The 16,811-nt window shown below is 66.2% G+C and carries 1 protein-coding gene (running past one end of the window); it reads right to left on the bottom strand.

Translation table 11 applies throughout. From position 1 onward, the window contains the following. Positions 1-16,811: the 5' portion of a VCBS domain-containing protein gene (locus tag ACS5PK_RS00600; protein ID WP_439438342.1), read on the bottom strand. 16,168 nt of this gene lie to the left of the window's left edge; the window shows 16,811 of its 32,979 coding nt (coding positions 1-16,811); it begins with the start codon at positions 16,809-16,811; the stop codon falls past the left edge of the window.

The following is a 16,811-nucleotide window of genomic DNA, read 5'->3' as shown; positions in this document are numbered from 1 at the left end:
CTCGCCTGCTGGAACAGCGTGTTGCTGGCATAGCTGCGGTCGGGTGTCGCGGCCGGCAGCGTGGCCGAGCCCTGAACCTGCTCGATCTGGCCGAGCGCGTTCTGGGCCGCCTGCTGGCTGCCGTCATCAGGCAGCACGGCATTGGCCACATTGGCCGCCTCGCGATTGCCGGCGATGTCCGTGGCCACGGCCATGAATTCGTAATGCCGGCCAGCCACGCCGGTGAACAGGGCCGCGCCGCTGGCGCCGACCACCTGCTTCTTCCAGATGCGGAAGTCCCCGCCGTCCTCGGCCACGTAGACCGTCACATGCTTGACGCCGCTGGCATCGTCCACGGCCTCCCAGCGCACGTCGTAGGTCGGTGCACCCTGGCCGTCATTGCCGGCGAATCCGGCGCGCACGGTGGTGACCGGCGCGCTGGCGTCCAGCGACCAGGCCTGCTGGGCGCTCTCCTGTGGTGGCAGCGCGTCAAAGACCGCGCGCGCCTGGGCCGTGATGGCCGCACCGCTGACAGCGCGATCCAGGGCCTGGACGGTGTAGCTGACGCTGGCCTTCTGCGCATTGGGGTTCTTGGCGTCCGGCGCCAGCAGGCCGCGCAGCGCGTCGTGCAGCACCTCACCGGTGTCCGCGTCGATGGCCTGGATCAGCCAGGTCGCGATGCGGGTCTCGGCATCGATGCCGGCGCTCACGCGCAGCACATAGCCCTTGCTGCCCGTGAAATCGAAGTCACCCTGGAAGACGGCCTTGCTGGTGGGCAGATGGACGTTGATGTCGCCGACCTTCATGTCGCCCAGGCGCAGGCTGCGGATGTCCAGGTCTTCGTCGATCTGGGTCACGATGCGCAGCTGGCCCACCGGTCCCTGTGACGGATTGCTGGCATTGATGGTGTAGGGCAACGCGTAGTTCGCGGGCACATAGCCCTTGCCGTCCACGCCAGGCAGGGCTTGCGGGCCCTTGACCGTGACCGCCGCGTCGCTGTTGGCGACGGCGGCTTGCTGCAGGTACTGCGTCAGATTGAGGGCCTGGGGGCCCACGGGCTGGAAGTCGGCATCCAGCAGGCCGATGTGGCGCAGGTACTCCAGCTCGGCACGGTTGCCCACGAAGGTCCGGAAGTTGATGAAATGCGTGCTCGCGGCAGCATCGACGCGGTAGTCGCCGGCCTGCGGGGACTTGTAGACCGGCACCTTGACGATGTCGCCATGCGCGTTCTCGCGCTCCTCCATGTAGTCGAGTTCGGGCGTCGCGGCCTTCTCGTCACCGGCGTAGCGTGCCGTGTCGCCGTACCACTGCTGGACCTTGGCGAAGAAGCCCAGGATGTCCGCCTGGGTACGGTAGCTGTCGCCGGCCTTGGACATCAGGATGCCCGTGGCCAGGGTGGCGTTGAGGCTCAGCACAGGCGTGCTCTGGCTGATGGGCGGCGCCTGGTCGACCGGGCGCAGCAGGCCGGAGGCCTCCAGCGCGGCCAGCCAGCCGCGGACCCACTGGGCCTCGTCAGCCGCCAGCGTCTGCAGGGCGTTCGGGGCGCTGGCGTCGGCCAGGATGGCTGTGCGCAACTGCCGCGCGTAGCGGGACTGGTCGGCAATGAATTCGTCGCGCGTCAGTGGCGTGGCCGCGCCCACCGTGTCGAAGCGGAAGGGCATGGCCAGTTGCTCGATCGAGGACAGGTGCGTATCCGGATCGGGCGAGAGGAACTTGGCGGTCAGGCCCGGCGCGATCTTGTCCAGGCTGGCGATGCCACCGTCCAGCAGGCCCTGCTCCTTCCATTCCGGACGGATGGCGTAGAGCTTGGCCCGCAGGCCCTCGAAGTCGTAGGCCATCCATTCGGCCAGGCCGGGATAGGTGGCGACCGCAAAGCTCATGTCGACGCTGCCGCCGCCGCTGAGGTCGAAGGCATAGCCCGGCGCGAGGTTGATGCCATGGCTGTTGACCGTGCCATCCAGCGAGGCCCAGGGCACGTCACGGCGGTTCAGCGCCTGCGTGGGCGTGCCGCCGTACTGCTGAGTGTTGGCCGGTGCGGAGCCTGCCACCGCGCCGCGCGGCGTGCCGCCCACATTGGAGGCGAAGACGAGATAGGGCAGGTTCAGGCCACCCAGCACGTCCTTGCTATAGCCGTTGTTGGAGGCGCCGACGCTGAACTTCACATAAGGGGTGTCGACATTGGTCAGGCTCTGCAGCGTGAAGCTGTAGATCGAGCTCTCGCCGGGGTTCAGGGTGTTGGCGCCGCCAATGCCTATGGTCACGTCGTCCTGGATGGCGCGTTCGATCAGGTAGTGCTGGGCGTCGACCACCTTCTGACCGTCGGGATTGGTGACCACCACGTCGTAGAGGCCCAAGGGCGCATGGCGCAGGTCAAACACGGCACGGATGTGCGTGGCGTCAAGCACTTGCCAGCGCTCGGGCTCGATCTCGGCCACGCCGGGCCGTGCGAGTTTGACCAGGGCGCCCGCCGCGAAGCGGGCACCGTAGATATCGAAGCTGACCCAGCGGTGCGCATCGTCGCCCACGCCGCCACGATCAGGCGTGACCTTGGTGATGGCCAGGGGCATGAGCTCAGCGCGCAGGGTGACGGGCGTGCCTGCTGCGGACTGGCGCGAACGCACCAGCACGTAGTAGCTGCCGGCCTGGGTGCTGGGAATCAGCACCTCCTGGTCCGGCGAGACCGGGTTGGTGTAGGCCGCATCAAAGCTGGTGCCCGTGGGGATGTCGCCCCAGCGCAGGTACAGCTCGTTGGCGCCGACATCGGCCCGCGAATCGAGCTTCACGCGGAGCGTCTCGCCCGCCGCGACATCGATGCGGTAGACCTTCACCTCATCCGTGCTCAGCGAGGTGGACAGCGGGGCGCCCACACGCAGCACCGGCACCTCCACATGGATGGATGCAGCGCTCGCCGTGCGGTTGTTGGCCTCGCCCGGGGCGATGTTCAGCCCGGTAGCCGTGTAGGTGATGGGCCCTTCGTAAACCTCGTTGTAGAGGTCGGGCCTGACGATGACGCGCCAGGTCCCGTCCTTCATCGCCGGCAGCCTGACCTTGAGGCTCCCCGTGTAGCTGCCATTGCCCGCCAGGTCGCCCACATGGTCGACCTTGCCGAGCAGCGTGTCACCCAGGTCCCAGCCGTTGTCGGAGGACAGGTACAGGGCATCCGTCCAGCGGCCATAGGCCGTGTTGTCGGAGACATTGCGGACGGTGAACTGGAGGGTCACCTCATCACCGACCTGCGCGCTGGGCGGCACGATCACCTCGCCGACCTGCAGGTCGGCCGGGGGCGGCGTCTCGATCAGCAGGGGCTGCAGGGCGGCGCTCGCATTGTTCCCATCCTTGCCGAATTCAAGGACGGCTCCCGAGGCGCGCGTGCCCCAGGTGTTGGCGGGGTCCGTCACCACAAAGACGTAGTACGCCCCGGACAGGTCGCGCGGCGCGGTGAAGTCGAGTTTGCCGCTGTAGCCCGCGTCGGCGGCCAAGCCCCCGGTATGGGTCACATAGCCGAGGTAGCGGTCCTTGCTGGTGTCGAGGAAGCGGTCCTTCGACAGGAAGACCATGTCATTCCACGTGCCTTGGTCGGCCGGCGTGCGGCCGCCCAGGTTGTCCACGCGGTACTCGACCGAGAAGGTCTGCCCGCCCAGCACTCGCTCGGGGATGCTGACGCGGGTGACTTGCAGGTCTGGCGCGTCGGCCCGCGTGACGGGCAAGGCCAGCCACCCGGTGTTGTTGCCTTCGTCCTGGAACTCACCGACGCGCCCTGCCGCCGAATACTGCTTGACGGTGGCCAGGCCTTCGCGAATGGAGCTGACGACGTAGCTGTCGTCCACGTTCTTGTAGGTCCCGGTGTCGGCCTTGACGATGAGCTTGAAGTCACCGCCGAAGGAAGAGGGCAAGGTGACGGTCGCGCTGCGCGTATAGGACTCGCCTGGCTCCAGGAACTTGGGCTTGCCGTCCATGCCCTTTATGGTGGTGAGCACCACGCGCAGGTTGGGATCCACACCGTCGCCGCGTTCCGGCAGCGGCAGGTCCGTGCCATCCAGGCTGGAATCCCGGGACAGGTACAGGCCGTCGAACCAGCTCATCTGGCGCGTGGCACGGGTGCCCATGTTGGTCACCGTCCAGGTGACCGTGAGGGTGTCACCGGATTGCGGATGAGGGTTGGAGACGCTGATCTCGCCCACCTGCAGGTCCGGCTCGCGGTAGGCCACGTCCAGGCTGCCACGGCCGATGTTGTTGTCGTTGCGGCTCTCGAAGGCGGTACCGGGGTAGTAGCGGTCGCGCGCGTTATCGTTGTCCAGCAGGCCGAGATCGACCTCAGGCATGAGGACAGGGCGCGGCGTTTCGTCGTAGTTGCGGGCTGTCGGGCTCGCGTCGGTCAGCACGAAGACGTAGTACTTGCCGCTGATGCCCGGAGGCAGGCTGAAGGTACCTGACGCCGAGTAGCGGCCGCCGGTGGCCAAGCCTTCCGCATTGCTGTGCAGCACGTCGCCGAGCCAGCGCGCACGGTTGGGGTCCAGCACGGGATCGGTGCTGACGAAGACGCGGTCCATCCAGGTCTTGGTGCCAGCCCAGACCGGCGCCCCTTCGTTGGTGACGGTCCAGCGCACGGTGATGGGCTCACCGGAATCGCTGGTGGGCGGCACCTCTACGGCCGTCACGCGCAGGTCGGCCGGCGCATTGCTCACGACGGAGGCCGCCGAGAGCGAATTGTTGCCCTCGGCGAGTTCCTGGACGGAGCCCCAGCTGTCCGTCTGCACGACAAGCACCAGCCCGGCGGCGGCCGGGTTGAGCATCAGCGTCTGGCTCAGCGTGTAGCTCTCGTACTGACCCAAGGTGCGTTTCTGGGCATAGCTGCCCAGGCGCCACTTGACCGTGGCCCTGGAGAGGTCTGCGTTGTCGGCCAGCCAGACGGTGTCTGTCCAGTTGCCGGTGAAGGCGTCGCCGCGGTTCTGCACCGTGTAGCTGAAGCTGTAGTCGGTGGAGGCGTCGTCCACGGGCGGCGCCACAACCTCCGTCACGGTCAGGTCGGGCGGGGTGACGCCCAGCACGCCGATGGGACGCGCCTTGTAGTTGTTATTGTCAATTCGACCAGGATCGTCAGGGTTGACGTTCGAAGCCAGGGTGTCCTCCAGGATGACGTCGTAGGTGTCGCTCCAGACGGTCAGGTAGTACTGGCCCGTCCGGATATCGTCGGGAATGGTGACCTGCTGGCTGCCCAGATAGTCCGCTTCCGGCGCCAGATGCCCGCTGTGGACGATGTCGATGAGCTTGATGTCGCCCTTGCTCAAGGACGGACGGGTGCGGTCACGCGCGAGCCAGATGGAATCCGTCCACTTGTCGACGGAGCTTCTGTCGCCACGGGTGGTGGCGTTGCCGCGGTTGCTGACCTTGTAGTCGACCTGGATGGTGCCACCGCGCACGGCCTGGTCGGGCGCCACCACGTTGGAGGTGACCAAGTCGGCAAAGGGCACAGGCGTCACCGTGAAGCGTGCCTTGTTGACGTTATTGCCCTCGCTGGGGTATTCGTCGACATTGGCATAGCCATCGGCGGCCACGATGAAGTAGGCATCGCCACGCAGGCGGATGGGGATGTCCACCGAGGCGATATTGGTCGTGTAGCTCTCCCCCGGGTTCAGCGCAGCGCCGCTGGGCACGCGGGCAAGCAGGATGTCGTCACCGGAGATCGTGCCATCCACCGACAGGTAGACGTAGTCGGTCCAGCGCCCCGTCGTGGGCACCGAGCCGGCATTCTTCACGGTGAAGCTCAGGCCGGCGGTGCCGCCGGCCACCGCCGAATCGGGCGGCGTCACGAGGGTGACCTGCAGATCTGGCCTGGCCAGCAGGCTCACCACCAGGTCGGTGTCCGAGGTCTTGACGTTGTTGCCTGCCGCGGCGCCGTGCTCGTACAGGCTGGCTGCCGCGTTGGTCGTGACCCGCAGGCGGTAGCCGCCCTCGATCCTGGCCGGCAGGCGCAGTTGCTCGGTGCGGGTGTACTGGATACCGGATTCCAGGCCGCGGTCAAAGGCGAAGCTGCCCAGGACGATGGCGCTGCCGCCATTGACAGGCACCAGTTCGACCTTGTCGATCCAGCTGCCGGAGGCCGAAGCCGAGCCCTGGTTCCGCACCGTCCAGCTGACCTCGATCAGGCTGCCTTCCTGGGCGGTGGCCGGCACCACGACCGACTCCACCAGCAGGTCAGGAGACGGCGACAGCTGCACGGCCATGGAAGCCGAGCTGCCCGCGTTGTTGTTGGCGTAGACGAACTCGAAGGGACCGCCCGTGCTGACGTTGACGTAGTAGGTGCCCGACAGACCCTGCGGCAGCATGAACTGCAGCTCGCGCGTGTAGGAGCCGTTGACGCCCAGCGCACCGAGGATGCTGGCGCTGCCGAGGTTCACGCGCGATCCCGTGCCGTCCGGGTTCGTGGACAACCAGACGCTGTCATTCCAGCTGCTCACATTGGTGATGCCGATGCCGCGGTTGGCCACGGTCCAGCTGACGCTGAAGGGTGTGCCGCTGAAGGCCGTGGGCGGTGCGGAGACGGACTCCACCCGCAGGTCGGCATAGGCAATGGGCATGACGTCGACGGTGTCACTTGCACCGACGTTGTTGGTTTCCTGCCCGCGTTCCCAGACGGCGTCACCTGCATCGGTGCGGACCAGCACCTTGCCGCGGCGGGTGAGGCCGGCGGCCAGTTGCACGGTGAGCTCGGCATCGTAGTGATCGCCGTCCAGCAGGGGGCCGTCGTGGACCACGGAGCCCAGCAGGATGTCGTCGCCGTTGCCGTAGACGTCGTCGGTGGAATAGACCACGCGGTCAGTCCAGGACGTGGTGCGGCCTTGGCCGTTGCCCATATTGGTCACGGTCCAGGTGACCTTGAGGGAGGCCGGGTCGCCGACGGTGCGCGAAGGCGCGTTGACGCTCGATACGAACAGATCAGCGGCAGGGTCCGCCGCGATGGGCAGCGACAGGGCCTGCTGGTTGTTGGCCTCGCCGAGCTCAGACTCGTTGTTGGCGCCACTGCTGTCGGTGACGACGATGAGGCGGAAACTACCGGAGGCGGAGATCGGCAGTGTGAAGCCGATCTCCGAGCGCAGCTCAGCACTCGCCAACACTTCGGCGTGCACGACTTCGGCCAACTTGGTGCCCAGCGTACCGTCTGAGGACAGGTAGACCACGTCCCGCACCATGCGGGCGTCAGCCGTGCCTTGGTTGCGCGTCAGCCAGCTCACCTTCAAGGTCTCGCCGCCGCGCAGAACACCCGTCGTCTGGATCGAGTCGACCACCAGATCCGGGAAGGCCACCTGGACCAGTGCGCTGCTGGTGTTGTCGGACTCATCGGTCTCGCTCACCACATTGGAGGGATCGGCCAACACCTCCAGACGCCAGTTGCCAGATGGCAGCGAAGGGACCAGGACGTCCACTGACCGGGTGTAGCGCTCACCAACGGCGAGCGTACCCGCCCAGCTCTGGCGGCCAACTTCCAGGAAGTAGTCCGGCCGGGCCACATTCACCAGCCGCACCTGCTCCGTGAAGTAGCTGCTCGCCACATCGTTGCCGACGTTGACGACATCAAAACTCAAGCGCTGGGACTCACCCACCCGCCACACGGCCGGGGTGCTGAGATTCTGGATCACCAGGTTCGAGCGGGGCTCCGGCAGCACCTCGAAGGACGAGGCCGTCGAGGCCGTGTTGTTCCCCAGATGACCCGGCTCCGAAAGCACGCCGTACACGTCTGTCTTGACGATGAAGTACACAGCGCCAGTCAGGCCAGCCGGGAGACGCACGCTCATGCTGGCGTCGTAGCCGGTCGAGGTCTCCAGGCCGCCGACATGGGTCACCGATCCCAGTTCAACAGCGCTGGCGTCCAGACTGGGCGTCCGGGACAGGTAGATCTTGTCCGTCCAGTTGCTGCGGTCCGTCGCCGCGGTACCCTGGTTGTCGACCCTCCAGGCGATCGTGACATTGCGGTTGGCCAGGAAGGGACCGGCCGGCGGGGAGACCGTAGGCACCAGATCTACATAGGTCTGGCGGATGGCAAGCGCATCGGAGATGAGGATGTTGTCCGCACGCGTGTCAGGCTCCCTCACCGCAGCGCCCGCGTCGCAGATCACGGCGATGCGGTAGTTGCCTTGCAGACGTGTCGGGATCCGCACATTGGCAAAGGCTGTGTAGTCCCCGCCCGCTGCAAGCGATTGGGTTCGCACCACGTTGGCAAGGATCACGTCGTCCCGGTTGCCAACGGTGCCGTCCGCGGTCAGCACGATGCGATCCACCCACAGGCCACCCGTGGCCTGGGCAGCCACCGGCCCTTGGTTCTGGACGGTCCATTCGACACGGGTCAAGGCGCCGGAATCGACGGCGGCCGGCACCTGCAGCGAGATGGGCTTCAGATCGGCATACGGGCGCAGCGCCACGTTGAAGTTGCTGTCGGCACTGTTGTTGGTCTCTGCCGTGCCGCCTGCATTGACCTCGAACAGAATGCCGGTCGTGCTGACCGAGCTGTCCGCGGTGATGGTGACGTCATAAGTGCCGCTGCCCTGCACGCCGTCTGGCAGCGTGAACTTCAACAGCCGTCGGCGAGCTTCACCTGCCATCAACGGTGCCGCCGCATCCCCGGCGAAGGAAACCAGCGTGTCCACCAGCACGGGGCCGGCGGATCCATCACCGTTGCGACGGCGCACCACCACGCGGTCCTGGTACGCCGATGGCGTCGCCACGCTGCCCTCATTGACGTCGTCCCAGAGCAGGGTGACCTCATCGCCAGACTGCAGGTCCGAGCGGACCAGGCCGACATTGCGAACCACCAGATCGGGGCCTACGCTGAGCGTGCGGGTTTGCGTGTTGTCCGCCTCCAGGGCGCCGCCAGCGCCGAACTCGCTCACTTCGGACAAGGTGTCCACCGTCACGCTGAGACGGAAGACGCCGATGGCATTGAGGCCATTCGGCCAGTTGAAGCTGATGCTGCGGGCGGCGGAGATCCCGGCGTCAATATGCTGGTCGACGACGGCCTGGGTCAGGCTGGCCACCACGATGCCGGTGGTCTGGTTGACCAGTTCGATGCGTTCGCTCCAGCTGCCGGTGGCCGCCTTGTTGCCGGTGTTTCGCGTAGCCCATTCGACCCGCACGGCCTGACCGGCAGACCAGCTGTCGCCAGGTGTGATGCCCAGCGACTCGGCCACCAGATTGGCGTAGTTGGCAAGCTCACTTGAAAAGTTAGCCTTTGCGCGATTGTTGAACTCGGCACTGCCACTCTCGATTTGCGAGTTCATGGCATCGGTCTCCACCGTCACCACGAATTCACCAACGCCGTCGGGACCGTCCGGCAGGCGGAGGTCCGCCTGGCGCGGCAGCTGCTGCAGCGGCAGCAGGGCGCCATTGCCAGGCGCGGACTCCACATAGGGCACCGTCACCTGTGCAATCAGTTCACCCGTGCCCGCACGGCGGATGCTCACCCGGTCGACGAAGTCGCCCTTGGTCGCCTGGCTGCCCTTGTTGAACGTGGTCCAGGATACCGTGACCAGGCCGCCCGAGCGGACGGACTCGCCCGCCCCGGCCGCCCTCACGGCCACGTCCCGCACCTGCAGGTCCATGGAGCTCACGCCGCCGACGTCAATGACCTTGGGGGTGTCCGGCTTGTTGACGTAGACCGCCAGCTCGTAGTCCACGGCCACGTTGTAGGCCAGGTAGTTGTCCAGCAGGATGGTGTAGCGCCCACCCACCGTGGCCACCAGCTCCGTGTCGGCAATGTCCTTGCTGCTCACGTCACGCCCATAGGGGTCGACGATGCGGATGCCGGCCGTGTAGTTCGGCCGGTTCTTCTTCAGCGTGCTGTCGTAGATGGATTGCTGCGAGGTCAGGGTGCGGAAATCCACGAACAGCCGGTCCCCGGCGGCGACGTCGATGCTGTAGGCCTGCATCTCGCCACTGGGCAGCAGCTGGCCCGGGACCACCTGCCCATTGCTCAGCAGCGTGCTGGCGGCTTGGTCCAGCAGGCGGAAGGCGTAGCTGGCGCTGAGCCCCGCGCGGTTCTTCACCGACAGGGTGTAGGCGCCTGCAGCCAGGTTGAGGGTGGACATGGCCGGCGTATTGCTGCCGGACGTCAGCGGACTGTCCGTGACGATCTCGCCGCCGGGCCCCGAGAGGGACCAGATCAGCCCGTCACCCACGCCGGTATTGAGGCGGTCGAACTGAACGGTGCTGGCATCGCTGAGCGTGAAGGTGTAGTTGCGCTCCTTCGTGCTCGCGTCAAGGCTGCCGCTGACGGTCTGCCCCAGCACCAGGGCGCTGGAGGGGGGCGGCGTGCGCTTGCTGACGGTGACGGAGTGGTCGTTGAAGGCGGTTTCGCTGCCATTGGAGGCCCAGTCAACCACCAGGTAGAGCGGTCCGTCGTCCCTGGCCAGCCAGCCTGAACTCGGTGACTCGAACTCGCCCCCCCAACGCTTCAGTTGCTGACCGTAGCCGTTGTACAGCGACATCAACATGGTGCGGGGGTCGACGCCTGTCAGGTTGAACACCAAGTCATCACCGGCCTTGGCGTCGACGCGGTAGAAGTAGCCCAAGCGGCTCGCTCCTGGGGCCTGCTTTACCGTCTGGCCAAGGGTCATGGGTGCGATGTTGTCCAGACGTCGCCAGACGAAATCGAAATCCCCGTTAACGATGCTCACTGTGTATTTGCCAGCCTTCAGGAGCATAGGCTGCTGCCAGTCATCCGACAGGACCACACCACGTTCATCGCGCACGGTAACGTTCGACCCGAAGGCGCGCCAGCCGCCGGTTTCCTCGCCGTACTTCGAATCCAGATACCAGAGCCCAGGCTCGGTCACCGTGAATCCATAGCGACGCTCGTCGTCGCCATAGACGGTTCCGCGAGCTGAGGTGGTGCTCGCCAGTGGTGCAGCCACCATGCCGCCGGCCACGGTGGCTTGCAGCGCAAAACTGTTGTCTGCGACGTCCGCCTGTGCGGGACGCAGCACGCGGATCAGGAAAAGCCCGCCGAAATACAGACCGTCCGAGGAAAAGGTAGGTTCAGACGTCGGCGTCCAGCTCACCCACCTTGTAGGCTTCCAGATGCTGCCCGGTACCAGAATCTGGACCTCCCCTGCCCCCGGCCAATGGGAGGCCGATAGCGTCAGGGTGTCGCCTGGTGCGGCCTCCATGCTCCAGACCTGCTCTGTGGCCATGCCGGCAGGTGCGGCGAGAGTACGCGCCAGACCCGCCTGCCTGCCCAACTGTCGGTCGGCGGGCACCTTGCTGACGGAAAAGCTCAGCTCGGCGGGAACGCCAGAAGCGTTGCCTGACAGGCTGACCTTGTACCGGCCCGCTTTGAGCAAATGGGGGCCGAAGCTGCTGTCGGCGAGTTCATTGACGACAGCTTTGCCCGCCTCCGTCAGAACATAGAAACCTGCACCACCATCGGTCACGGAAATACGCGAGAAGTCGACCAGGCTAGGCGCATCGAGAGTGAAGGTGTACTCGACAAGGTCGACACTGCTGTTCAGCGTCTCCGTCAAGGGGGTGTCCCAGACCAGGGCCTTGGTTGTGACCACGGCCTGCCGAACCTTGACCTGGGCGTGGCTGGACTCGGCCGAAGGCACCCGCGTGTTCAGCAGCAGGTAGACACGGCCGCTGCGGTTGGCCCGCCAGGTGGACGCCGCGCCAGGCGAGCTTCCGGACGCCAGCGAGTAGCCGTCTGTCGACACCACGCGATAGTCCACGGCGCCAATGCCTGCCCCGATGCCGGCCAGGCTCAGGCTGTAGCGCTCTGAGCCGATCACATCGAGTGCGTGCACGGCGTATTGTTTGCCGGGTGGCAGCTCGACATCAAAGTCCGTCGCAGCCCCGTGGGGTACAGCGTCCTTCTCCAGGTCCTGCCACTGGAAGGCAAAACTGGCCGTCACGCTGACCTCGGCCTTGGCCTTGAGCACATAGGCCCCGGCGCGCAGGCGCATCACGGTAAGGCCCTCGGGTGACCAGCCCAGGTTGATGCCGCCGGCGTATCCCGAATCGCCCCAGACCTCCAGGCCGATCGCACCGCCGGTGGCGCTCAGCGCCAGGGTGGTGTCCCGGTCCAGCGTGAAGCTGTACTGGGGCATGTCCCCCGGCTGCGCAATCGTGCCGTTGACTTTCTTGCCGATCTCCATGGGGATGACAGGCTCGGCGTACCGGCGCACCAGGAAGGACGACTGCCGCGCGTTGGCGTCGTTGACATCGCCGTACATGAAGAGCACATAGCGACCCGTCTCAGGCAGCACCAGGCGCTGCATCGCGTCCGTCATCCCGGTCTGTGTGCCGGAAACCACCGTCGAACCATTGGGCCCGATCAGCTGCCAGTAGCCCTTGCCACCGCTGGGCACACGAGGATCCAGGGTCAGTCGCTCGCCTTGCGTGCCTTCATAAGCCCAGGCATTGGCCCAATGCGAGCGAGGCACCGAGGCAACAGCCGGCGTCGAGAGGCTCAGCTGCTGCAGCGCACTGACGTCGTCCATGCGAAGGCGATAGGCCGCAGCGCCATCCTTCAGGCTCTGGAATCGCCACTCATAGGTGCCAGGCAACAGCTCCTGCAGTTGCATCAGGCGGGTCGTGGATAGATTGGCAGAGGTCAGCACCGTCGCGCCGGTGTCCACACGCACCAGGCGCGCCTGCACACCCTCCCCTGATACGGAAAGCGCAAAGCGCGTGGCGTCGGCAACGGTGAAGCGGTAGCGCGACTCGTCCAGGGTGCGGCTGAGCGAGTCGACGATGTCGGAGCCCATGGCCAGGGGGGGCGTCGTGAGGGCGCCCTTGACCAGCTTGAGCCCATAGGTCCCAGTCAAGCCAGCACCGCCATTGCTGCCGCCAATCATGAAGCGGTAGCCACCGGATATCGTGGGGGTGAAGCGCTGTCCTTCGGCCACGGTGGACACCAGGTCACCATTGGGATCGAACACCCGAATCCGCAGGCTGGCGCCGGACACCAGAGGTGCCGCAGGCATCATCAGATAGCTCAGTCCTGCTTCCAGGTCGGCCTGCAGCACGGCGTCTGCCGTGCCGCCGCTGAGGGTCAATGGGGTCGGGTCGGTGAAGCCCAGCACACGCGAATCGTTGCGTACGCTGACCTGGGTGCGGAAGCTGTAGACGCTGCTTGGATCGGCGAAATAGGGCGGGCCGTTGACGATCAGCTTGTAGCGCCCCGCCTCCAGCCCCCATGAGGGAATACCAGACTGCGACAAGGGCTGGACCTCTACACCCGCCGCATTCTGCAGCTTGTAGACCCCGCTGTTACCCGCCTTCTGGTCCAGCACCAGATGGGAGCTCTCCTGCAGGGAAAAGGTGTATGCGATCGAGTCGTAGGCCCGGATGAAAGAACCGCTGATCAGGCCTCCGGCGGGCAGTGGCATCGGTGCAGCTGGTGTCGTGGCCACATCGAACCGCACCGACGGACCGCTCATCGAACCCTGCGCATTGCGAGCGAGCGCCAGCAGGTAGTGGCCATCCCGGGGGACCGACAGGAGAATCGGCGTGAAGCTGGACAGCGTGCCCTGGTTCTTCAAGGCGCCGCCCGCGTCATACAGCCGGTAATAGAAGCCGCTGTCTGTCAAGGTGGCGCGGCGCAGGTAGTTGTTGTTCGCGGCGCTCAGTTCGATGTCGAACAACTCGTAGGCATCGAGGCTGTCCAGGTTCCGGGTCACCAGGGAATTGGTGGTGATGGACGCGGCCGTCGCCCCCGTACGCACCGTGAAGCGGGCCTTCCCGGTACCTCCGCTGAGCTGCAGCGTATACGTGCCTGGAGGCACCCAGCGGACCGGTACGTTCCAGCTGCCGCCACTGATGGACTCGCGGATCGCTTCGTTGGCTACGACACCGCGCGGCCCGGTCAAGCGCCAGGTGGTCCAGCTGCCTTCCTGCCACTCGAGCGCGACCCAACCCTCAGTCCCCATCGTGAATGAATAGGTCGGCGTGCTGACACCGGCATTGCTGTCATTGACTTCGGTGCCCAGCGTGATGCTCATGGCGGGCGCCACCACAGGCGGCACGGCCGGCGTGCGCGTCAGGGTGTAGGTCAGGGCGGCGTCGGTGCTGCGGGCGATGCGCACCAGACGCACATAGACCGGCCCCGTCGCCCCGCGCTGCGCAAAGCCGCCGCTGCCATCGAGCGGCAGATTCTGGCCATAGGCATCGTAGGCGCGGACAAGAAAATCGGCTGTCGCGGCCGAGAAAGCGCCAGCGAAAGCATCCTTGGGGGCCGATGCCAGCTTGTACAGCGCGGTCCCGCCCACTGCCAGATCGGGCAGCGCACACGGCTCGGCGCTGTTCAGCTCGAGGGCCGACTCCAGCCCGACAGCACGGAAGGCGACCGTTCCCAGCGCCGTGCTCTGCGTGCGGATTTCCAGGCGATACGTCGCAGCTCCGAAGAAGAGGGGGCTGGTGCTGGCGGGATTCGTCGTGGCATCCGTCCAGGGGCCCGTACCGTAAGGGCCGACCAACCGCCACTGCGTGCCTGCCGGGACCTGCGTGGGCTCAAGCATCCAGGCCCCGGCACTCGGGAAGGTCAGCGCAAAGGTCAGGGGCTGGCCGCTTTGCTCCAGGTTGCCAGAAAACTCCGTGGAAGCGCTCGGGTTCAAGGCCACGGGAACTACGCTGGTCGTCGACCACAGCCCCACGCGCAAGTCGCCTCGGCGGCTGCCATTGCCCAGGGCGGGATTCGTCCAAAGGTAGTAGCTGCCGGCGCTGTTCAGATCGACGCTGGCCACGCTGCCCTGGTCCAGGCTTCCGGAACCGACCAGAATTCCTTGCCTGTCCGTGACCACCCATTGCTCCGCGGGCGGCGTGCTGGTGCCGGGCTCGCGCGTGAACGTGACCTGCATGACCCCTGTTGCCCCTGCCGAGCCGCTTCCGCCCGTGTTGGCGGAGTAGCCCGTGTTGGGATTGCCACTGAATCCCACGTAGTAGACACCCGTCGTCGCCACCATATAGGCCAAGGGAGTGTCGTTGGCCGCGCTCAGGGCAGTTCCGTTGGCATCGAAGATGCGCGCAAAGCCGTCGAAGCTGCCGTTGGGCGTGGTCAGCCGGAAGGTCTCGCCGGCCTCCAGCACCACCCGGTACATGTCGACATCGCGCGTGCCGGTGGCGCCGTCACCAATGGTGATGTTCACCGGGCGGGAGGCCCCCTTGGCGATCAGGACGTCCTGGGCATCAGCAATGACATCAGCAATGTCACCCGCTGCCGCCGGCTTGGCCAGGGTGCGGGTCTGGCTCAGCCGCAGGTGACCCGGCGCGGGGCTGCCATCAGTCGGCACCAGGGTCGGGTTGTAGCTGCCATTGGCGGCATGGCTCACGCCGAGGTACAGCAGCCCGGTCGAGGCTGCCGTCCAATCCAGCGTGCTGCCAGTCGTGCTGGCCAGCTCCAGGCCAGCGGCGTTGAACAGGCGCAGACGTTGGGCAATATCCGAGGATTCGACCGCGAAGCGCAACTGGTCACCGGCCGCGGCGAACACCCGCAGCATCTGCACATCGTTGACGCCGGTAAGGCCACCGCCCAGGGTGACGTCCGTGAGTTCCGGCGTGCCATCGCTGGCCAGCCAGTCCCGCGAATTGGCAATCGTGTTCTTCACCGCTCCGGCATCCGCAGACGCCAGATGAGCGAGCGACAGGGTGCTGGCCTGCCCGACGTCGATGCGACGCACCGAGCCCCCCAGGGCCCGGCCGGCATCGGTCGGCAGCAGATCTCCTGCAGCCAGCGGACTGGCCTGGCCTGCGTCCAGAAGCCGGAAACGCACCGGATTCGGCGTGCGTCCGGACGAGGCCAGCACCAGTTGGTAGTGACCAGGCGTCAGACGCAGGGGCGCGCCGGCTCCATCCTGCGCAGACAGCGCTGCCGTGGACACGGTGATGCCGGTGTCCATGTTGACAATGCTCCACTGGATGCTGCTGTTTGGGCCACTGAGCTGGTCCCATGCCAGTTGCGTGGTCCGGTTCAGGTCAAAGGAATAGGCCAGGCGGCTTCCCGGCACGCTCAGGTCGGCGACATAGTCCTGGCCCAGGCTCAGGAGTTGGGCGTTTCCCGAGCTCTTGAACATCCTGAAGCCATAGTTGACCGTGGTGCTCGCACCTGCCTGCCCTTCCACGGACAGCCAGTAGGTGCCTGCGCGCTGCGCCACATAGACCGAGGCCCCATCCGCATTCAAGGCACTCGGTCCGATGACCAGGCTTGCAGTGGGATCGAAAAGGCTCCAGCTTCCGGTGGCGCTGGCGTTGTCCGACTGGAAATACAGCCGCTCGCCCGCCTCGACATTGATGCTGTAGAGCGCCGCCTGCGAGCCCGGCTGCAAAGTCCCGGTGACGGGCACGCCCGAGGTGATGGGCTGGGCAGCCTCGACGCCCAGCAGCCTGAACTTGTAGGCCCCCACGCCGTGTCCGACGGCATCCACGGTCAGCGTGTAGGTGCCCGGATCCAGATCCAGGAAACGATCACCGTTGGCCGTCAGATTGCGGAAGTCGAACTTGTCAGTCAGATTCGGGCCGCTGAGCTGCCACAGCATCTGATCCCCCTGGACACCATCAAACAGGAAGCGGGACCGCTCGTTCACCACGAACTCATAGCGGTCCTGCTCGCCCGGCTGCCCCACCGTGCCTTCGATGACGTGCACGCCCGGAATGGCATCACCGGAGAGCAGCACCCGCGGCTCCAGCGGCTCAACGCTCCAGGCGGTCTTCTGGCGAGACTGAGGCGCGGCCAGCGAGCGCACAGCTTGCGCCACCCGACGCACAGGCAGTGCCACCGAGTTCTTGAATTGACGGCTGCTGCCGCGCAGGGCAGCCGTGGCAGCGGAACGCTTGGATTTCGTACGCAT

This window comes from Roseateles sp. DB2 (genome assembly GCF_051857535.1).
Taxonomy (GTDB): Bacteria; Pseudomonadota; Gammaproteobacteria; order Burkholderiales; family Burkholderiaceae_C; genus Roseateles_B.
Note: the sequence above shows the minus strand (reverse complement) of the source record. Positions and strands in the feature narration are given on the sequence as shown.